15 protein-coding genes are annotated in these 19,713 nt (G+C 68.8%); 8 read left to right on the top strand and 7 right to left on the bottom strand.

Annotated elements, in window-relative coordinates; all coding sequences use genetic code 11:
* The first annotated feature begins 20 nt into the window (after window positions 1–20).
* From VFJ21_10680 to VFJ21_10665, 4 genes are read left to right on the top strand one after another with little or no spacing between them, the layout of a single operon-like run.
* Window positions 21–2,981: a glycosyl hydrolase family 65 protein gene (locus tag VFJ21_10680; GenBank protein HET7407585.1), complete on the top strand. Its 2,961-nt coding sequence runs from the start codon at window positions 21–23 to the stop codon at window positions 2,979–2,981.
* Window positions 2,981–3,724 (top strand): universal stress protein, encoded by a 744-nt coding sequence (locus tag VFJ21_10675; GenBank protein ID HET7407584.1) that lies wholly within the window; start codon window positions 2,981–2,983, stop codon window positions 3,722–3,724. The genes VFJ21_10680 and VFJ21_10675 overlap by 1 nt, the downstream gene beginning before the upstream one ends.
* Window positions 3,721–5,877, top strand: a complete 2,157-nt coding sequence (locus tag VFJ21_10670; GenBank protein ID HET7407583.1) for a glycogen debranching N-terminal domain-containing protein — start codon at window positions 3,721–3,723, stop codon at window positions 5,875–5,877. Before VFJ21_10675 ends, VFJ21_10670 begins: the two co-directional genes overlap by 4 nt.
* A gap of 26 nt (window positions 5,878–5,903) precedes the next feature.
* Window positions 5,904–6,032 (top strand): hypothetical protein, encoded by a 129-nt coding sequence (locus VFJ21_10665; protein HET7407582.1) that lies wholly within the window; start codon window positions 5,904–5,906, stop codon window positions 6,030–6,032.
* Here the strand turns inward: VFJ21_10665 and VFJ21_10660 are convergent.
* Complete coding sequence (locus tag VFJ21_10660; GenBank protein ID HET7407581.1) at window positions 6,029–7,147, bottom strand: glycosyltransferase family 4 protein; 1,119 nt, start codon at window positions 7,145–7,147, stop codon at window positions 6,029–6,031. The two genes, VFJ21_10665 and VFJ21_10660, sit on opposite strands and share 4 nt — an antisense overlap.
* Before the next feature lie 146 nt (window positions 7,148–7,293).
* Between VFJ21_10660 and VFJ21_10655 the strand changes: the two genes are divergently transcribed.
* From VFJ21_10655 to VFJ21_10645, 3 genes are all read left to right on the top strand, one after another.
* Window positions 7,294–8,643, top strand: coding sequence for a phosphoribosyltransferase (locus VFJ21_10655; GenBank protein HET7407580.1), 1,350 nt, complete (start codon window positions 7,294–7,296; stop codon window positions 8,641–8,643).
* Between the two features lie 52 nt (window positions 8,644–8,695).
* Window positions 8,696–9,010: a hypothetical protein gene (locus tag VFJ21_10650; protein HET7407579.1), complete on the top strand. Its 315-nt coding sequence runs from the start codon at window positions 8,696–8,698 to the stop codon at window positions 9,008–9,010.
* Window positions 9,011–9,087: 77 nt separating this feature from the next.
* A complete protein-coding gene (locus tag VFJ21_10645; protein HET7407578.1) occupies window positions 9,088–9,294 on the top strand; it encodes a dodecin family protein in 207 nt (68 codons plus the stop codon).
* A gap of 74 nt (window positions 9,295–9,368) precedes the next feature.
* Here VFJ21_10645 and VFJ21_10640 read toward each other — a convergent pair whose 3' ends face one another.
* The 5 genes from VFJ21_10640 to VFJ21_10620 form a co-directional block, all read right to left on the bottom strand.
* A complete protein-coding gene (locus tag VFJ21_10640) occupies window positions 9,369–9,818 on the bottom strand; it encodes a hypothetical protein (protein HET7407577.1) in 450 nt (149 codons plus the stop codon).
* Window positions 9,819–9,820: 2 nt separating this feature from the next.
* Window positions 9,821–10,639: a phosphoadenylyl-sulfate reductase gene (locus tag VFJ21_10635; GenBank protein ID HET7407576.1), complete on the bottom strand. Its 819-nt coding sequence runs from the start codon at window positions 10,637–10,639 to the stop codon at window positions 9,821–9,823.
* A 39-nt stretch (window positions 10,640–10,678) separates the two neighbouring features.
* Complete coding sequence (locus tag VFJ21_10630) at window positions 10,679–12,631, bottom strand: MoaD/ThiS family protein (GenBank protein ID HET7407575.1); 1,953 nt, start codon at window positions 12,629–12,631, stop codon at window positions 10,679–10,681.
* Window positions 12,632–12,934: 303 nt separating this feature from the next.
* The gene (locus VFJ21_10625; GenBank protein HET7407574.1) at window positions 12,935–14,581 is read right to left on the bottom strand and encodes an acetolactate synthase; all 1,647 of its coding nucleotides are present in this window, start codon (window positions 14,579–14,581) and stop codon (window positions 12,935–12,937) included.
* Between the two features lie 213 nt (window positions 14,582–14,794).
* Window positions 14,795–16,087: an EAL domain-containing response regulator gene (locus tag VFJ21_10620; GenBank protein HET7407573.1), complete on the bottom strand. Its 1,293-nt coding sequence runs from the start codon at window positions 16,085–16,087 to the stop codon at window positions 14,795–14,797.
* Between the two features lie 120 nt (window positions 16,088–16,207).
* Here VFJ21_10620 and VFJ21_10615 point away from each other — a divergent pair, with 120 nt between their 5' ends.
* Window positions 16,208–18,295, top strand: coding sequence for an ATP-binding protein (locus VFJ21_10615; protein HET7407572.1), 2,088 nt, complete (start codon window positions 16,208–16,210; stop codon window positions 18,293–18,295).
* Window positions 18,296–18,805: 510 nt separating this feature from the next.
* Here VFJ21_10615 and VFJ21_10610 read toward each other — a convergent pair.
* Window positions 18,806–19,672, bottom strand: coding sequence for an LLM class F420-dependent oxidoreductase (locus VFJ21_10610; GenBank protein HET7407571.1), 867 nt, complete (start codon window positions 19,670–19,672; stop codon window positions 18,806–18,808).
* Between the last annotated feature and the right edge of the window lie 41 nt (window positions 19,673–19,713).

Below are 19,713 nucleotides of genomic sequence, written 5' to 3'. Positions count from 1 at the left end.
GAACGGACCATCGTGATCGGGTGCACGGCCTGGATCGCACCTTCGAAGCGATCGTCTTCGACTGGGACGGGACCGCGGTCCGCGACCGTCGCGCATCCGCCCTGGCCGTGCGCCGACGGGTCGAGGCGTTGTGCGCGCGCTGCGTCGATGTCGCGGTTGTCAGCGGCACCCACCTGGGCAACATCGATGGTCAGCTAGCGGCTCGTCCGGGCGGTCCTGGGCGGCTGTTCCTGGCGCTCAATCGTGGCTCCGAGCTGTTCCTCGTCGGTGAGCGGGGGCCCTGGCTGGTCGCCCGCCGGGTGGCAACGGCGGAGGAAGAGCGCGGACTGGACCGCGCTGCCACTCTGTTGATCGAGCGCTTGGCTGCCCTCGGACTGACGGCGTCGCTGGTGTCGCAGCGGCTGAACCGGCGCAAGGTCGACATTATCCCCGAGCCGGCGTGGGCGAACCCGCCGAAGGCCCGCATCGGCGAACTGCTTACCGCCGTCACCGACCGGTTGCACAGGGCCGGCATCCCCGCGCTTTCCGCGGTGGTCGATCTTGCGCTGCTCGCGAGCAAGGAGGCCGGTCTCAACGAGCCCCGGGTCACCAGCGACGTGAAGCACGTCGAGATCGGCCTGACGGACAAATCCGACTCCATGGACACGTTGCTTCGCAAGTTCGCCGAGCGTGGAATCGGGCCGGGCCTCGCGCTAGTGGTCGGTGACGAGTTCGGCGCTCTCGGAGGCGTCGCGGGAAGTGACTCTCTGCTGCTGCGGACCGTCGGCGCCGCGCGGCTCACCGCAATCTCCGTCGGTGTCGAACCCACCGGAGTGCCGACCGGCGTCGTGCATCGGCCCGGAGGGCCCTCGACGTTCCTGCGACTGCTCGACGAGCAGCTGCAGCGACGGGACCATCGCCGGGTGCCGTCCGTCGATGAGGACCCGGCCTGGACGCTCGCCCTCACCGGCGATGACGCTCTCAGTGTCCGTGCGCGGCAGACCCTGCTGAGCCTTGGCGACGGAGTGATCGGCGTACGCGGGGCCGCCGAGGAACACGTTCCGCAGGACGGGCCCACTGTGTTGGCGTCCGGCGTCTACGACGGGCTGGGGCCGGCCGAACACCTGCTCGCCGCCCCGTCGCCCCTGTCACTCGAGATCCGGACCGACGGACAACACGCCCCCGGCGGAGCACAGCGGCGGCTGCTCGATCTGCGAACTGGTGTGCTTCATCGGGAACAGCTGGATCATTCAGGCGCCGTACGAACGATGCGCTTCGTCGCGGCAGCCGACCGCGGCGTGGTCGTCATGCGCGCCGAAGGCCCGTCGCGACGACTCACGCCAGGACCTCCGTTGACCCAGCCGACCGACCAACCGATGACCTCGGGCCAGGCGAACGGTGTCACGTGGGCGCGCACCGTCGGTGACCGCGGCGGTATCGCAGCAGCTACTGCCGAGGTGGTCAGGCGCGACACTGGTCGACGCGTGATCGACAGAGTCACCGCCTATGCCACTGATGCCGGGCGACCACCGCCGACCGGCCGCGCGCTCAACACGCTGAAGCGAGCCCGACAACGCGGCTTCGACCGGCTGCTGTCCGACCATCGCGCTGCCTGGGCGCAACGCTGGACCGTCACGAATGTCAGCATTCCCGATGATCCGCGGGCGCAACTGGCGGCCAGGTACGCGCTGTTCCAGCTGTGGAACAGCGTCGCGCGTCGCGGGGATGCGGCGGTGGGCGCTCGCGGGCTCTCCGGCTCCGGGTACGCCGGTCATGTGTTCTGGGACGCCGACGTGTTCGTACTGCCGGCCGTCGCCACCATGTCCCCGGCCGCGGCGCGCGCGATGCTCGAGTACCGGATCCGGCGACTCCCGCAAGCCAGGTCGATCGCGCAGCTCAAAGGTCTGGGCGGCGTCCGGTTCCCGTGGGAGTCGGCGTCGCGTGGCGACGACGTCACCCCGTCCTCGGGTCGAGCAGACGGCGAATGGGTGCCGATCCTCACCGGACAGCTCGAAGAGCACATCACCGCTGACATCGCCTGGGCCGCGTCGCATTACGCCGGCTGGACCGGCGATCACGCATTCCTCGACGATGCCGGCCGCCCGTTGATCTGCGAGACCGCCCGCTACTGGGCGACACGAGCTCGCACCGAGCGGGACGGGACGGCGCACATCAGGCACGTGATCGGCCCGGACGAGTATCACGAGAACGTGGACGACAACGCCTACACGAACGTCCTCGCCCGCTGGAACCTTCGGCGTGCCGCCGCGCTCGAGGCGCCGTCGACAGAAACGGCAGGTTGGTTACGGCTGGCCGACGCCCTCGTCGACGGCCACGACCCGACGACAGGTCGACACGAGCAGTTCGCGGGTTACTACCAGCTGGAACCCCTGCTCGTCGCGGACATCGGGACACCACCACTGGCCGCAGACCTGCTCCTGGGCGCGGCCCGGACATCCGCGGCGCAGATCATCAAACAACCGGACGTGCTCATGGCGCACCATCTGTTGCCGGACGCCATGCCCCACGGGTCGCTCCAGGCCGACCTCGACTTCTACCTGCCGAGGACAGCGCACGGCTCGTCGCTGTCGCCCGCGATCACGGCCTCGCTGCTGGCCCGGGCCGGCCGGCCGGACGAAGCACTGACTCACTTGGACATCGCGTTGCGGCTCGATCTCGACGACCTCACCGGGATGACGGCTTCGGGCCTTCACCTCGCCACCCTCGGCGGGGTCTGGCAGGCGCTGTTGTTCGGTTTTGCCGGTGCCCGCGTCGTCGATGGCGCATTGCAGATCGACCCTCGGCTCCCGCTCCGGTGGAGCAGCCTGCACCTGCGGTTCGGCTGCCTCGGCCGCCGGGTCGACCTTCGCGTCGAACGCGACGCGGCGACAATCACAAGCAGCGGCCCGTTGCCCGTGCGCACCCGCTCCGGGGCCGACGTCGACATGACCAGGCAGGTGCATCTCGTCAAGTCCGACCTGGGATGGGTGGTGCACCGCTGATGCCGACTCTGATCGCCTTCACCGCAAAACCCGACGACGCGCCTGGCGTGAACGCCGTCGCCGAAGCTCTCGCCCGCAGCCTTCACCTCGACATCGACCGACGGCAACTACCCTCGCGCCCAGCCGACAACAGCGCCGCCGTACTGCGCGCAGTCGACGACCCCCAAGTCCACATGGCCGCGCTTCCCTACTCCGCCGGCCACGCCGCCCACCTGGTCACCGACGTCATCCAGCGGTGCCCGACACCGGTGGTCATCATCCCCGTCGGCCGGCACGCGCACCCGTCGGCTGCCCTCGACCGGATCCTGGTCCCGCTCGACGGCAGCATCGAGTCCGCCGAGACCGTCACGGGACTCGTCAGGATGTTCCACGCGTCCGGGGCGGACATCGTCGTGCTCCACGTGTTCGACCAGACCACCGTGCCCAAGTTCTGGGACCAACCCGTGCATGCCCGGCAGAGCTGGGTCGAGGAGTTCCTCCGCCGCTACTGCAACCATCCCGACGTCCGGATGGAGCTGCGTAGCGGAAGCGCCGGGGAACACATCCTCGACGTGGCCGCCAGCGAGCACGCTGACCTGATCGCACTCGGATGGGCGCAGAACCTCTCCGCCGGGCGGGCCCGGACCGTGCGCGCCACAATCGCCGAGACAACGATTCCAGTGCTGCTACTGCCCGTTCCCAGCGGGGCTACGGACGCCGCATCGTGGCTGTCGGCGCGTGTCAACTCTTCGGTCGGGTCATGAACCAGAGTTGGAGCTACACCGGCGCACCGCCGGTGACCGGAGCACAGGACGATGCACAGACCCTCGTCGAGGGGTCCCTGTTCTGCGTCGCCGCGCCGGGCGGGGACATACTGGCCGGCGGCCCCTACGGACTGTTCTTCCGCGACCTGCGCTGCCTGTCCCGATGGGAGCTCCGCGTCGACGGTCACCCGCTCGAACCGGTCGCCAGCGAGCGGCATGAACCGTACGCCGCGACTTTCATCAGCCGGGTGCCGCCACGCGCCGGCCAGGCCGACAGCCACCTGCTGGTGCTGCGCCACCGCTACCTCGGCGACGGCATGCGCGAGGATGTTGTCGTCCGCAACCTCGGGCAGGAAACCGCCGGATGCGTGATCACCCTGCTGCTCGACGCCGACTTCGCCGACCTGTTCGCCGTCAAGGAGAACCGTGCCGTCGCGCACCCCGACCGGGTTACCGCGGTCGACGCTGCCGACGCCACCGGAGTCCACTTCGCCTACCGGTGGCTCGGGCGCAGCCGCGATGTGCACGTCACCAGCGACGGCGCCTCCACACACGCCAGCGAGTTGCTCACCTTCACCGCCGCCATCCCACCCCGTCAACAGTGGCGAACCTGCCTGCAAGTGCGCTTCGCGATCGACGGCACCCCGATCGAAGCGGCCTACCCCTGCGGTCAACCACCGGAACTCGCCGGTCCCTCGCGCCGCGGGAGGGAGTGGGCCGACAACGGCCCCGTCGTCACGACCCCAAATGCTGCGTTGGCGGCTGCGATCCGCACCGGGCAGCGTGACCTGGGGGCGCTTCGGATCCACGATCCCGACCATCCAGAGGAGGACGTCGTCGCGGCCGGCGCCCCGTGGTTCATGACCGTGTTCGGCCGCGACTCGCTCCTGACCGCCTGGATGGCGCTCCCCCTCGAACCCAAGCTCGCCCTCGGCACGCTCCAGACCCTCGCCCGACACCAGGGAAGCAGGCTCGATCCGCTGACCGAGGAACAACCGGGCCGGATCCTGCACGAGATACGGTTCGGCGCTGAGACCGGCCTGGCCCTCGGCGGGGGCCACGTCTACTACGGCACGGCGGATGCAACCCCCCTGTTCGTCGCGCTGCTCGGCGAGACGCACGACTGGGGACTGCCTGCTGAAGAGCTGGCGCCGCTACTAGCGCATGCCGACGCAGCCCTTTCGTGGATCGAGGAGTACGGCGACCGCGACGGCGACGCGTTCGTCGAGTACCAGCGCGCCACCGACCGCGGCCTTGCCAACCAGGGATGGAAGGACTCCGGCGACGGGATCAACTTCGCCGACGGCCAACTCGCCGCCCCACCGATCGCCCTGTGCGAGGTGCAGGGCTACGTCTACGCCGCCTACAGGGCCCGCAGCCGCATCGCCCGAGACCACGGCGATCCGAGCGGCGCCGAGCACTGGGAAAGCAAGGCACGGGCACTCAAGCGTGCCTTCAACGAAGCGTTCTGGCTGCCGGACCGTGGTTACTACGCGGTTGCGCTCGACCGGGACAAGAAGCCCGTTGACGCCATCACCTCCAACATCGGTCACTGCCTTTGGACCGGCATCGTCGACGACGACAAGGCAGCGTCGGTGGTCGAGCAGCTGCTGTCGGAGGAGATGTTCAGCGGCTGGGGCATTCGCACTCTCGCGACCTCGATGGGTGCCTACAACCCGCTCAGCTACCACAACGGATCGGTCTGGCCACATGACAACGCCATCACCGTCGCCGGGCTGATGCGGTACGGATTCGTCGACCAGGCGCAGCGAGTGAGTCTGGCGCTGCTCGATGCGGCGGCCGCCTTCGGATTCCGACTGCCCGAGCTCTGGTGCGGATTCGACCGCACCGAGTTCGACGCCCCACTGCCGTATCCGACCTCGTGCTCACCCCAGGCCTGGGCCGCAGCCACCCCGCTGTTCCTACTGCGAAGCCTGCTGGACTTCAGCGCAAGAATGCCGGCCGGTGAGCTCGCCGTGTCGGCCAAGCTGCCGCCGGAATTTCTCCCCCTGTCGGTCGAACGATGGGCGATCGGGTCCGCGCGGGCACGCCTCGACGTCGACGACAACGGTGTCCGTATCAGCGGACTCCCCGATTCCGTACGTGTTCTCACCGACAAGCGCAACGCCGGCTCGACGCATGCTCCCGACTGAGCCAGGCGCACCGGCGATCACCGCTGATGAAGACTGCTGACGAGCTCGTGGATGCTCTCGTCGCCGCCGCGATCGCGGAAGACAGCGACGTCGTCGTACTCGAACCTGACGAGATGACACTGGTCGGCGGAGTCGGCGCGACACTCCGGTTCTAACGAACAACCGCTGGCCGACCGTTGTTCGGGGCGTCGCGTGTCGCGGTGTTGACCCGGACCCCGCTCCTGACGGTCACACCATCCACACACTCGTCGAGCAACTGCTCATAGAGGCGTTCGTGGTCCCGTGCCATTCGGTCCAGGGAAAAACGCCGCTTGGCAGCATCCCGGCATGATCGCCGGTCGATGAGGTCGATCGGGGCGCGGGCCAACTCCGCCTCGTCGGCGGACACGAATCCGGTGCGACCGTGGTCGACGATCTCCGGGGTCGCGCCGAAGGGGGCGGCCAGGACCGGTGTGCCGCACGCAAGGGCTTCGGCCATGACGAGCCCGAACGGTTCCGGCCAGCTGATCGGGTTGACCAGGGCGTCGGCGTGGCGGAGCAGTTCGACGCGTTCGGTCAGGGTCGCGTGCAGACGCAAGTCGATGTCAGCTCCGAGCAAGGGCCCCACGTGCCGCTCGAAGTATGTGCGTTCGGCCGACTCCCACATCTTCGACACGACCACCAGCTGGCGACCCATCCGGCGGGCCAGGCGGATCGCCCGATGGACGCCCTTGTCCGGGCTCATCCGCCCGACAAACAACAGGTAGCCACCGCCACCTGGTCCGAAGCTGTACGCGTCGAGGTCGAGGCCGTGATGGATGACCGCAGCGACCGGAACCTCTGGCGCGCTGTCGCGTTGCGAATGAGAGATCGCAATGAGAGCCACCCGCCGCGCGGTTGCTGTGTAGATCGCGCGCAGTGCTGGTGTGAACTCGCCGTGGTTGGTGGCGACGATCACTGGTCCGCGATGGGTCCGAGCCCAGGACAGCGGACCGGCGACCGTGTGATCGTGGATGATGTCGAGGTCGGTCAGCGCGTCGTAGGCGGCAAGCACATGGGCGGCCTCCGGCACCGTCTCCCCCATCGGGGTCACGGGCTCATCGAACAGCCACGACCGAGGCACCGGGCACGTCGATGCGCCGACCGTGAACAGCCGGACATGGTGACCGCGCGCTGCCAGCCCTCGGGCCAGGTTGTCGACCACCACCTCTGTCCCGCCGTACGACGGTGGCGGGACTGGGATCCACGGCGGCGCGATCAGACCGATGTTCACATCGACCAGCACACTCATCTCGACCCTCAATGCGGAAGGGCCGAAGGTCCTCCGTCCCGACCGGCCGACACCGACGGAGCCGCAGATGCTGGTGACCTTCGGCCCTTCCTTGGCCGGCTCACGCGAGATGCACTCAAGGTCTGGGCCCGCCGCGGGAGGTTGCGATGCGCTTCGCCGACCGAGTAGACGCCGGGCGTCATCTGGCACGAGCACTCACGTCGTACGCCAGCCGGAATGTGGTCGTCGTCGGCTTGCCCCGGGGCGGGGTGCCAGTGGCGTTCGAAGTCGCACGCGCCCTCGGCGCTCCGCTCGACGTGATTGTGGTCCGCAAGCTCGGCGTGCCGTTTCAACCCGAGGTCGGGATGGGCGCGGTCGGCGAATCGGGTGCCCGCGTCATCAACGCTGACGTCGTCCGTCTGGCTGAGGTCAGCGACCAGGAACTTGCCGAGATCGAGCGGCGCGAACGCGCCGAGGTGCAACGCCGCGCCGAACGTTTCCGCGGCGACCGGCCGCCAGTGCCGTTGGCCGGTCGAACCGTGATCATCGTCGATGACGGCATCGCCACCGGCTCCACGGCGCGCGCCGCCTGTCAGGTCGCCCGGGCCCGGGGCGCCGTTGAGGTCATCCTCGCCGTGCCGGTCGGACCCCGAGGGGTGGAGCAGCGACTGCGGCCGGATGCGGACACCGTGATCTGCCTGTCCAGTCCGGACGAGTTCTACGCCGTCGGTCAGTTCTACGCCGACTTCACGCAGACCAGCGACGAGCAGGTCGCCGAGCTACTCCGACGTGCCGCGCACGGACCGGCCGCTGAGATGGGCTCGGGAAGCGAACGCAGCCTGACGTTGGTGGCGGACCCACCGGGCCGCGACGAAGAAGTCCAAGTCCGCGCCGGGCAGGTCCTGCTTGCCGGACACCTCACCGTCCCGGACCGCTCCCTGGGCATCGTCGTGTTCGCGCACGGCAGTGGCAGCTCGCGGCACAGCCCCCGCAACCGTTACGTGGCCTCCGCGCTCAACGCTGCCCCGCTAGGCACCGCGCTCTTCGACCTGCTCACCGTCGAGGAAGAGGCCGACCGGAGCAACGTCTTCGACACTGAACTGCTCGCCGGCCGGCTCCTCGACGTCACCTCCTGGCTGCACCACCAGCCCGGCACCGAAGGTCTGCCAGTCGGCTACTTCGGGGCGAGCACCGGAGCCGGCGCCGCCTTGTGGGCCGCCGCCGACCCGGACAACGACGTGGCGGCCATCGTGTCCCGCGGCGGCCGACCCGACCTCGCGGGCCCACGGCTGGGTCTTGTCCGGGCCCCCACCCTGCTGATCGTCGGCGGCCGCGACGACGTCGTCATCGACCTCAACCGGGCCGCCCAGATGCGGCTGCGATGCCCGAACCGGTTGAGCATCGTCCCCGGCGCCACCCATCTGTTCGAAGAGCCTGGCGCACTCGACGACATCGCCAGACTCGCCGGGTCCTGGTTCGCCGCGCATCTCGCCCAAGTACCCGCCCGCACTCGATGACGACGAGCACGGATGCACGCAGTTCTTCGACTACTACGGCAGGAGTAGACCAATGAGACAACGTCAAAGCGACTTCGTGCTGCCGCAACTCGTCGACCTGCCGACCGGCAACGTGCACGTCCTGACCGCACGGCCTGCGACGACAACCGGCACCGCACCGCCGACAGCCCTGGTAGAGACCGGCCGGCCCGACGGACCCAGTGGTGGGTGGGAGATCCACGACGGCGACGGAGTGGCGGTCAAGCTCACGCTCGAGAACCGCGCCGAGGCCTTGCGCTACATGTGCCTCATCGCGCTCCGCGGCATCTCCCTTCCGCTGACCCTGTACGGCCCTGACGGCCGACCGACAGGTGACCGGCTGGCTTGAACAAGCGCCCGACCTGGTGCAGCCAGTGCTGCATCTCACCAACACCTCCGGCCGTCGCCCTCTCGAAAGGAACCGCCATGACCACCGTCGCGCGTGTCACAGAGATCACTGCTGAGTCGGACACCAGCTTCCAGGACGCGATCGATGCAGGACTCGCCCGCGCCGGCCAGACGTTACGGGGCATCAAATCGGCGTGGATCAAAGAACAAAGCGTCCAGGTCCAGGAAGGGCGCGTAGCCAGCTACCGCGTCGACATGCTGGTCACGTTCCTGCTCGAGGACTGAGCACAGGGCGAAGGCCCCAGCTCGCGCTGCGTCGGCCGTCCACTCCAGCGGTCTCGTCGAGTCCGGCGGTCCGGTCAACCGGTCTGAAGGTGGCGCACCTCTAAGCCCTCGGGCTCGATCGCGAGTGCGACGTCGACCCCGTCCACGACCAGGTTGAGCAGGTAGCGGCCGGGCATGCGGGCGGTGATCCGGGCCGAGGTCAGCGTCCGGCCGGCGAGCCTGGCCAGCACCTTGTTGACGTCGGCGGCTTCAGCGCTGAGTGCCTTGCCCCCCGGCGTACGGCGGTAGACGCCGAGCAGCAACCGCTCGCTCTCCGCCCGGCCGATTTCGCGCGCCTTGCCGGTCTCGAGCGCGAGCGCGCAGGCGCGCTGGAGCAGAGGCACCTGCTCGTCGCCCACCTCCCTCGAGGTCACGGCGGTGGCCAGTGCCCGGTAAGCGTCGTCCCTGCCGGGCGGGAGCACCGTCAGCAGCGCAGCGAGGGTTTCACTGACGGCAACGGCCTCGTCCTCGGAGAGGGCGAACATCGTCAGTGGCCGGCTTTGCCCGCCGCCTCGGCGAAGATCGCCGCGGCCTCGTGCTCGAAGCTGCCGGTCTCGATCGGGCAGTGGATGCCGCACTCTTTCGGCGCGCCGGTCTCCCACCACCAGCGGCCGGCACGGTCGTTCTCGCCCGCCTGAATGGGCCTGGTGCAGGGGGCGCAGCCGAGGCTGGTGTAGCCCTGCGCGTAGAGCGGATGCAGGGGTACACCGTGCTGCTCGATGTAGGCATCGACCTCCTGGCCCTCCCAGTCGGCCAGCGCGTTGATCTTGACGATGCCCTCGTGGTCATGGTCGAGCTCGACCTTCTTGATCGCGGCCCGGGACGCCCACTGGTCACGGCGCAGCCCGGTGAACCAGGCGTCGAGGCCCTGCAGCGCCTTTACCAGTGGCCGGACTTTGCGCACCTGGCAGCAGAACATCCGTTCCTCGACGGACTGCCGGAAGAGGTTGACGCCGCGTCGGCGCACCATCGCCTCGACCTCGGCGGCGTCGGGGAAGAGCACGTCCCACTGGGTCGACGGGTAGTGCGCCCGCACCTCGTCGATGAAGGCGTAGGTCTCCTGCGGCAGCCGACCGGTGTCGACGGTGATCACTCGAACGTCAGGCTTGATCTTGACGGCCATGTCGAGGATCGCCATACCGTCGGCCTGCAGTGCCGTCACGATCGCAACGCGGTCCCCGAACGTCTCCAGCCCCCACTCGATGACGTCCTCGGGCTCCTGGTCGTCGAGGTCGAGGGCGATCTCGCCGATCTCGAGGTCGTCGAAGATCACCCGGTTGGGGACGAGTTCCAGCGCTTGGGTCATTTGCTCAGTCCTTCGTCGCATCGTCGGGGAATCACTGGCTCAACCACCGGACATCGCCATCACGATGACGATGTCCTGGCCGGGCGCGACCGCGGTCTGCAGCCCGTCGAGGGTACGGATGTCGTCGTCACCGATCGCGATCAGGAACGACTCGGCCACCTCCCCGCCGGGCAGCACGGTGTCGCCGAACGCCGGGAATCGCGCGGCCACCGAGGTCAGTGCCTCGCCCACGGTGGCGGCGTGCACGTCGAGCCGGTCCTCGCCGTTGACGAGCTCCAGCAACGGGCCCGGTAGCCGGACGGCGACTCTGGTCTCCGCGTCGACTGCGCCGACCTCACCGCCGGTGGCGACGGTGATCAGCTCCTCGTCGGTGCGCGCGTTGCAGAAGTCGCCCAACGTGAACCCAAGGTCGGCCCGGGCGTCGCGCTCGGCGAGCCACGCGCCCACCAGCCGGTCCATCACGCGGTTGAGCTCGTGCGTGGGGACCCGCCGCATCAGCCGCCGACCGATGGCCGTGCGGGTGCCCAGCCCGCCGCCGACCGTGAGGTCGTAGGCCTCCACCCGCTCGTCGGACCCGTCGACGCGGGTCGTGGTGCCCTGCAGGCCGATCTCGCCGATCCAGTGCTGGGCGCAGGCGTGCGGGCAGCCGTCCATGTGGATCGCCAGGTCGCCGATCCGCTCGGCGCCGTACTGCCCGGTGAGCTCTTCGAGCAGCTCGTCGAGCTTGCCCTTGGTCTCGGCGACCGAGTAGTTGCAGAACTGGTGGGACGTGCAGGCGATCGAACGGCCGAACGCGCGTCCCCGCTCGAGGTCGAAGCCGATCTCGCGCAGCGTCACCCGCACGTCGTCGACCCGGTCGGCCGGCACGTTGCCGAGGATGAAGTTCTGCTGGCGGGTGAAGCGCACGTCGCCGCCGTAGCTCTCGGCGAGGTCGGCGATCACGTCAAGCTTGGTGCCGGTGATGCGCCCGGACGGGACCGGTACGCCGATGTAGACGAAGCCGTCCTGGCGCTGCGGGTGGATCCCGAGATGGTCGGCATCGATCTTGGCTTCGGGAGCGGCGCCGTCCTCGAGCGGGCGGCCGAGCGTCTCCTCGATCTTCGCCCGCATCCCCTCGGGGCCGTAGTCGTCCATCATGAACTTGATCCGGGCCTTGGCCCGCGAGATGCGGTAGCGCAGGTCGCGCTGCCACGCGTTGGTGACCGCTTCCAGCACCTCGATCGTCTGCTCGCGCGGGATGAACACGCCGATGTCCCGCGAGATGCGCGGCGTGTTGGTCATGCCCCCGCCGATGCGCAACGCGAAGCCCTCACGGCCGCCCTGCTCGACGGCGAGCAGCGCGACGTCAGAGATCTCCGGTGCGTTGCACTGCGCCGTGCACGCCGAAATCGTGTACTTGTGCTTGCGCGGCAGGTTCGAGTAGTCGGGGTTGCCGTAGAAGTGCTGCGCCACGTCCCTGATGACCGGGGTGACGTCGAACGGCTCGTCGGCGGTGAGGCCGACAACCGGGCAGCCGGTGATGTTGCGGACGGTGTCGCCCTCGCCGCCGCACGTCGTCAGGCCGGCAGCCTCGATGTCGGCGAGCACGTCGGGCAGTCGCTCCAGCGCCACCCAGTGCAGCTGGATGCCTTGGCGTGTGGTGAGCTCCGCCTCGTCGCGGCCGTGGTCGCGGGAAATCCGGGCCAGCGCGCGGACCTGAGCCGCACTGACCAGGCCGCCGGCGACCTTGACCCGGACCATGAACGTGCCCACCTTGGGCTTGTCGTGAGCCAGGGCCCACCAGTAGAGCCGGACGATGTCCTCTTCGGGAATGTCCTCGTAGCCGCGCGCGATCAGCTCGGGCAGCTCCTCGCGCACGTCGAGCGGCGGCCGGTCACGCTTGAGCCGCTCGATGTAGTTGCGCTTGTAGACCAAGTCCCAGTCGGGTGCCGGCTTGTCGAGGGCGGAGCGCCGGCGTACCCGCGCCGTGGCGTCGGGCAGGGTTTCAGTCACGAGAATCCCTTACAGCATGGGAGAGTCCGCGGGCGTACACGAGAGTCAGTGGCAGCAGCAACGCTCAGGCGAACGGCGAGTGACGAGCAGGATGCGACGACGTCGCAAAGAGAGGAGGATCCGCCCGGCGCCTAGCGCACGACGCGGCACTGGCAGAGCATCGGGATCATGACCCCGACCCGCCCTGCGCATCGCGTACGAATCACCACGCGACTATAGCGGTAGGTCTGCAACGTCGGCGAAGGGCACCGGAGTGCCGAGTGTTTCGAAGCACGTACGGGTGGACCTCGACCGTCGGGCTGGTCACACTCCCGTCGTCGAGCGCGGGTAGGCCACCTCTGGGTCGGTCATGACGTTGACCAGGTACGACACCCCAGAGGCGAACGCGCGATCGAGTGCCGCACCGATCTCGTCCGGCCGGGTCACGGTCTCACCGGCACCTCCCAACGCACGGGCAACGCCGTCGTACGACGTCCCGCTGCGCAGGTCCGCCAGCACGTCGTAGCCGTAGAGCTGGCGCATCGGGTGTTTCTCCATCGCCCAGCAGGAGTTGTTAGCAACCACGATCACGACGGGGAGCGCATGGCGCACCAGCGTGTCGACGTCCATGAGAGAAAAGCCCGCGGCCCCGTCCCCCAGGAGCAGGACGACCTGAGACTCCGGGCGGGCGATGCGGGCTCCGATCGCGTAGCCCACGCCGGTGCCCAGACAACCGTAGGGCCCGGAGTCCAGCCAACAACCGGGACGGCGAGGCTCGATGAAGCGGCCCGCGAAGGAGATCGAGTCGCCGCCGTCGACAACCATGACGCCGTCGGCTTCGAGGCGACGCATGATCTCCCCGACGACGCGCGCGGGATGGATCGGCGTCGCCTGTGAAGCCAGCAGCGCGACGTCGCCCTCCGCAGCCGCGGCTACGTCGGTACGCAGCTTGTCCGTCCACTCCTGCCGGGGCACCCCGCCCAGACGCTGTCTGGTGAGGGCCAGCAGTTGCGCCAGTGCCAGGCGCAGGTCACCCGCCACCTTCGCGGCCAACGGCGCGTGCGACCCGACCTGGTCGGCTGCATCCACCAGGTGGATCACCGGCGTCGGGCTGGTCGGGTCGCCGAAAGTGCCGTAGTTGAGGCGGAAGTCCAGCGGCGCACCCAGCACGAGCACGAGGTCGGCGTCACGGAACGCTCGACCACGCGCACGGTTGACGAGCAGTCGGTGACCGCCGGGAAGGACGCCGCGACCCATCCCGTTTGCGACGACCGGGAGATCGAGCGCCTCCGCAAGCTCTCGAGCCAACAACTCTGCACCGGCCTGCCACACATCCGAACCGATCACGAGCACCGGCCGTTGGGACTGCCCGAGCAGCTCAGCGGCGCGGGCCAGTGACTCCCCGTCCGGCTCCGCCGGCACGGTCTCCGGCGAGACCACCGGCGCGGTGTCGGCCTGGGCGAACATGACGTCGATCGGCACGTCGACGAACACCGGCCCCCGGTGCGGCGTCACCGCGAGGCGGCAGGCCGCGTCGAGCCGCGCGCCGACCTGCGCGGGGTCGTGGAGGGTCCAGGCTGCCTTCGTCACCGGCGCGAGGAGAGCCGGGTGGTCGAGCTCCTGCAAGGCGCCGGCACCCCAGCGGGCGTCGGGTGATCGACCACCGACGACGACGACCGGTGAGCCGTTGAAGTGCGCAGTGGTCAACGCGGACACGGCATTGGTCACACCGGGGCCGGCGGTGAGCGCCGCGAATCCGGGGACCCGCCCGAGCCGCGCGGTTGCCTCGGCCGCGAACACCGCACTCTGCTCGTGGCGAACGTCGACGAGCCGGACGGTGCCTGCGGTGGTGGCTCCCCGCACGGCAGCGTCGTACAGCGGAAAAATGTGACCACCGGACAACGTGAACATCGTTTCCACGCCGTGGGCACGCATCGCCGCGAGCGCGACCTCACCTACAGGAGTCGCCACTAGGAGTCACCGCCTGTCACGCCGCCACCTGCGCGGCTCGAATCGTCGTAGTCCTGCTACGAACTATGGCCCGCAAGTAGTAGTCGTGGGCCTGCATCGCCAGACCTACGCTCCTGTCGTGCGGTTGGTCTCCAGAACAGTGTGACCGGCTCAGGGCCAGGCAGCCTTCCGCAAACAGGGCAATCCGGAATGCCGGTGCCGGCGCCGGTGCCGTTAGGGCAGCGTGAGGAGCGGGAGCGGGCGCGGCCGGCCGAGGTGGTAGCCCTGGCCGTATGGCACCTGCAGGCGCCGCAGGGTGTCGAGCTGCTGCAGGGTCTCGATGCCTTCGGCCGTGATCGTGGCTCCCAGTTGCTTGCCGAAGGAGACGAGCGCGGTGGCAAGTGCCTGGCGTGCCGGGTCGCGGTCAATGTCGCGGATGAGTTGCTGGTCGAGCTTGATCATGTCCGGCGCGATCCGCAGGACATGCTGGAGGCTGGCGTAGCCCGAGCCGGCGTCGTCGACCGCGATCCGGGCACCCTGGCGTCGCAGTTCACCGACGGCGTCCACCAGTTGCTCGTAATGCTCGACCCGAACATGTTCGGTGAGTTCGAGCACGCAGCGCCCCACTGCCGGGGCCAATGCCGAGACGAGGCGCTCGTCAACAGCGACGTCCGGCGTGACGTTCACAGACAGATAGGTGCCGGCGGGCAGGTCGTCGACCTGGCCCACAGCTCGCCTCACTGCGAGCAGTTCGAGCTCGTTCTGCAGCCCGACGTTGGCGGCGTCAGCGAACCATTCGTTCGGCGGGCGTCGGGGAGTGCCGCTGAACCGGGCAAGCGCCTCGGCGCCGACGATGGCTCCAGAGGTGAGGTCGACGATGGGCTGGAAGACCATCGTAATGTCCTGTTTGTCGAGCAACTCCTCGATGCGGCGACGCTGCTCCTCGCGCTGTTCGGTAAGCCGGCGTTCACGCTCCTTGGTCGCGGCAAGCTGGGCTGCCAGTTGAGCGTTGTGCTGCTGCAGCAGGCGGTGTAAGGCCCGTGTCTCCAACAGATTCTTCACGCGCAGAACGACTTCGGTCTGCTGGAAGGGTTTGGTGAGGAAGTCCTTGGCGCCAGCCCGGAGTGCCTGTTCCTTCGCGGCGACGCTGGCGTCCGCGGTCAGCACCAGCACGGGGGTATAGGAGTCAGTAGGCATCACCCTGCGCAGGGCGTGCAGGACGGCAAGCCCGTCGAGATGCGGCATGTGCAGGTCGAGCAGGATCACGTCGGGGTCGAGCATCTGGTAGTGCGCAACGGCCTGCCGCGGGTCGGTGATTCCGACCACCCGGCCTACACCGAGACGCTCGAGCAACCGGCGCAGCAGGAGCACGTTGTCGGCGTTGTCGTCGACGACCAGCGCGACAGCATCCACGAGCGCCGCGGCATCATGCGCCAGTGCCGCGAGCCCGTCCCGCTCCGCGGCAGCGGGCTGACGGGGCATGGAGTTGGGTAGACAGCGGCTCGACAACTGCTCCGACACCTCCACCTGAGTTCTATCGGCCGCGCAAAACGCCGTCTATAGGCCCAGCCGCCACAATCCCGCTCATGTCGGCACGAGCGGATGCCGATAGGCATGCACAGCGTCCGGACGGCAGAGGCGGGGTTCGTGGTCAAGCGCAAGGTGGGTAACCCGCTGCGACCGGTCTCCTGGATCGTCCTCATTGTGTTCGTGGGGATGACCGTTGCCGCGTCGCTGGTCGTGCGCGCAGCCGTCGCCGACGAACAGCGGCGGCTCCTGCGTGCGCGAACGAGCGAGGCAGGTGTCCTCCTCAGCACCGCATTCCAGGGGATCACCGCAACGTTGCCGGTGCTCGGGCTGACCACGCAACCCCAGCCCGGCGCCACAGCGCAGTTCACCAGCGCCGCGCGAGCGTTGCTCGGGGACGCGCGTGCCATCGGCGCCGCGCAGGTATCCCAGTCGGCCGTCGTCGTCGTCGCATCCGTCGGCAACGGGCCGGCAGCCGGCAGCACCCTGTCGACCGACCGGGCCAGCCTCGTGCGGCGAGCCGCCAGCAATCACGGCCTGACCGCGGGAGTGCTGAACACGCCCGACGGCAGGGTGCTGAGCTTCACGGTCCCCACCAGCACCGGCATGGTCCTCTACGAGGACTTGCCGCTGAGCGACAACGGGTTCGCCTCCACCAACAAGGACGGACCGTTCAGCGAGCTGGAAGGCGCGCTCTATGCCTCCACCCGGCCCGACCCCGCCACCCTGGTGTTGACTACCACCCGTCACCTGCCGCTGACCGGCACTGTCGACCGCCAGCAGATCAGCGTGGGCACTGATCGATGGCTGCTCCTCGCGAGCAGCCCGCAGCCGCTGGTGGGATCCCTGTCCGCCAACGCCGTTTGGGCGACGCTCGTCGCCGGACTAGCCGGCGCGCTGCTGATCACCGTGCTCGTGGAGACGCTCGTGCGGCGGCGTGCCTACGCGCTCGCGCTCGTTGAGGAGCGGACGACGGAACTGCAACAGGCGCTGGACGAGCGCGCGGTGTTCGCGGCCGCCGAAAGCCAGGCCCGCGCGACTGCCGAAGCGGCGAACCGTTCGAAGGACGAGTTCCTCTCTCGCATGAGCCACGAACTGCGCACCCCGCTCAACGCGATCCTCGGCTTCGGTCAGCTGCTCAGCCTCGACGAGCTGAACGAGTCACAGGCCGAATCGGTCGATCAGATCCTGAAGGGAGGACGGCACCTGCTGGACCTGATCAACGAGGTTCTCGACATCGCCCGGATCGAGACCGGCACCCTCCCGCTGTCACCCGAACCCGTCCTGGTCAGCGAAGTCGTCGCCGACAGCCTCACCCTCATGCAGCCGCTGGCAGCCCACCGTCGGCTACGCCTCAACGCCGACCGGCCGTCGCCCGCACAGCTGCACGTCCTCGCCGATCGCCAGCGGCTCAAGCAGATCCTGCTCAACCTGATCGGTAACGCCATCAAGTACAACCACGACGGCGGCTCCGTCACGGTCTCCTTCGAGCGCGGTGACGATGACCAGCTGCGCATCCACGTCACCGACACCGGTCCCGGGATTCGCCCGGAGCAACTTCCGCGACTGTTCGTTCCGTTCGAACGACTCGGCGCCGAACGCAGCGACGTCGAGGGAGCCGGCGTCGGCCTCGCGCTGTCGCGCCGCCTCGCCGAAGCCATGGGCGGAACACTGGAAGTGAGCTCCGCCCACGGCGAAGGCAGCCGGTTCACGACGACACTGCGGATCGTCGATGGGCCCCTCGACCAGTACGAGAAGAACGTCTCCCCCGCGGACGGCCTCGAGCCGGGCACCCCCGAGTCCCCCCGACACAAGGTCCTCTACATCGAGGACAACATCTCGAACGTGCGCCTGGTCGAACGCATCATGGAGCGCCGACCCGAGGTGGAACTGATCCCCGCCATGCAGGGCAGCCTCGGGATCACCCTCGCCCGCGAGCACCAACCCGCGCTGATCCTGCTCGACCTGCACCTGCCCGACATCAACGGTGATGCCGTGCTCCGCCAACTTCGCGAGGGCCCCGTGACCGCGCACATTCCCGTGATCATCGTCAGCGCAGACGCCACCCCCGGCCAGGTCCGGCGACTCCTCGACGAGGGCGCGACGGCGTACCTGACCAAACCGTTCGACGTCGAGACCCTGCTGCAGGCCCTCGACGACGCCCTGACCCCGGCCGGACTTGCTGTGGACGACACTGTCCGGAGTTGAACCCGACGCTGCAAGAGTGGCGGGTGTCGACGCCACGCAGAACAGGCCTCTGGCCTGCAAGAACGCTCAGGCTACTCCGCACCTACGCGGATTTTCGGCCTCGTTCGGACGCGTTCGGCGGTGCTCGCTGAGGCCCTGGGCCGTACGCTTTCCGCGCCGTCTTCTCATCGTCCCAGCGCCAACGTCTGGCCTGGCGCAAGATGCCCAGAGCGACCGGTTTCCGCCTGAAGCGCGGGGCGCTGACTGCTAGAAGTGCGCACCGACCAGCGCAGGTCAGGACGCACGCGACAGGTCAGCGGAGACCAGCTGATGGGCACGCTGATAGGACACGCCGAGCAGTTGTCCGATGTCGCGCAAGGGCATCCCAGAACGGGACAGTTCTTGCGCGGCGGCGCGCATTTCGCAGCCCGGGGCACACGAGCAGCATGTAGTGCAGCTACCCAAGCGGCGGACGGGCCGGCGCGGGCGAAGGCAGCGTGCTCGACGCAAGCTCGAGCGCTGATCTCCGTCTCAGTGCAGACCGAGCGCTGACGACACGGCCTCGAGAGCCACGACGTGCTCGTCAACCGACGCAAGGCCGAGGCCCATCGTGTTCACGCAGAGGTGCGTCGCGCCTGCGTCGCTCCACTTGCCGACCTGGCGAACGAACCGCTCGACGTCATCTGGGTCCCAGATGACCTGGCCTTCCATGCCGATGGCAGCGGGGTCCCGGCCGGCATTGACGGCAGCCGCGCGGACGGTATCGAGAGCGGCGTCGAGATCAGCGCCAGGTCGAATGAGGGGGAACCAACCGTCCGCCATACGGCCGATCCGGCGGTGCGCGGCAGACGAGTTGCCGCCCATCCAGATCGGAATCGGGCGCTGCACGGGCAGGGGCGCCAGCCCGGCGCCCGTGACGCGGTGGAACTCACCGCTGAACGTCAACGACGGGGTCGTCCAGAGCGCACGAAGCAGCTCCACCTGCTCCTCCAGACGTCGACCGCGACGGTCGAAGCGCTGGCCGAGAGCTTCGTACTCGACCGGGTTCCAGCCGATCCCCACGCCGAAACGGAATCGACCCGACGTGAGCAGATCCACCTCGGCGGCCTGCTTCGCCGCCAGTGCGGTCTGCCGCTGCGGAAGGATCACGACGCCGGTGACGAGCTCAAGCTGGGTGATCGCCGCGAGGAAGCCAAACATCACGAAGGGCTCGTGGAACGTCGTTGCCACGTCGTACGGCCCGGTCCACGGTGCGTGCACCGTCGGGTCCGCTCCCAGCACGTGGTCGAAGGCCAGAATGTGCGTGAACCCCAGCCCGGATACCGCCTGGCCGTAGGCACGTACAGCCGCCACGTCGCCGCCGAGCTCGGTCTGCGGGAACACCACACCGATATTCACGTCCTCACCGTCTCATCCCATGCATATCCGCTCTGCTTCGC

It is taken from the genome of Mycobacteriales bacterium (assembly GCA_035690485.1).
Taxonomy (GTDB): domain Bacteria; phylum Actinomycetota; class Actinomycetes; order JAFAQI01; family DASSKL01; genus DASSKL01.
This window is presented reverse-complemented; position numbering and strand designations above follow the sequence as displayed.

Excerpts from the sequence above, each read along its gene's own strand:
- VFJ21_10665 (HET7407582.1), top strand. The coding sequence starts at position 5,904 with ATGAAGACTGCTGACGAGCTCGTGGATGCTCTCGTCGCCGCCGCGATC.
- VFJ21_10660 (HET7407581.1), bottom strand. The coding sequence starts at position 7,147 with ATGAGTGTGCTGGTCGATGTGAACATCGGTCTGATCGCGCCGCCGTGG.
- VFJ21_10650 (HET7407579.1), top strand. The coding sequence starts at position 8,696 with ATGAGACAACGTCAAAGCGACTTCGTGCTGCCGCAACTCGTCGACCTG.
- VFJ21_10655 (HET7407580.1), top strand. The coding sequence starts at position 7,294 with ATGCGCTTCGCCGACCGAGTAGACGCCGGGCGTCATCTGGCACGAGCA.
- VFJ21_10635 (HET7407576.1), bottom strand. The coding sequence starts at position 10,639 with ATGACCCAAGCGCTGGAACTCGTCCCCAACCGGGTGATCTTCGACGAC.
- VFJ21_10675 (HET7407584.1), top strand. The coding sequence starts at position 2,981 with ATGCCGACTCTGATCGCCTTCACCGCAAAACCCGACGACGCGCCTGGC.
- VFJ21_10670 (HET7407583.1), top strand. The coding sequence starts at position 3,721 with ATGAACCAGAGTTGGAGCTACACCGGCGCACCGCCGGTGACCGGAGCA.
- VFJ21_10640 (HET7407577.1), bottom strand. The coding sequence starts at position 9,818 with ATGTTCGCCCTCTCCGAGGACGAGGCCGTTGCCGTCAGTGAAACCCTC.
- VFJ21_10645 (HET7407578.1), top strand. The coding sequence starts at position 9,088 with ATGACCACCGTCGCGCGTGTCACAGAGATCACTGCTGAGTCGGACACC.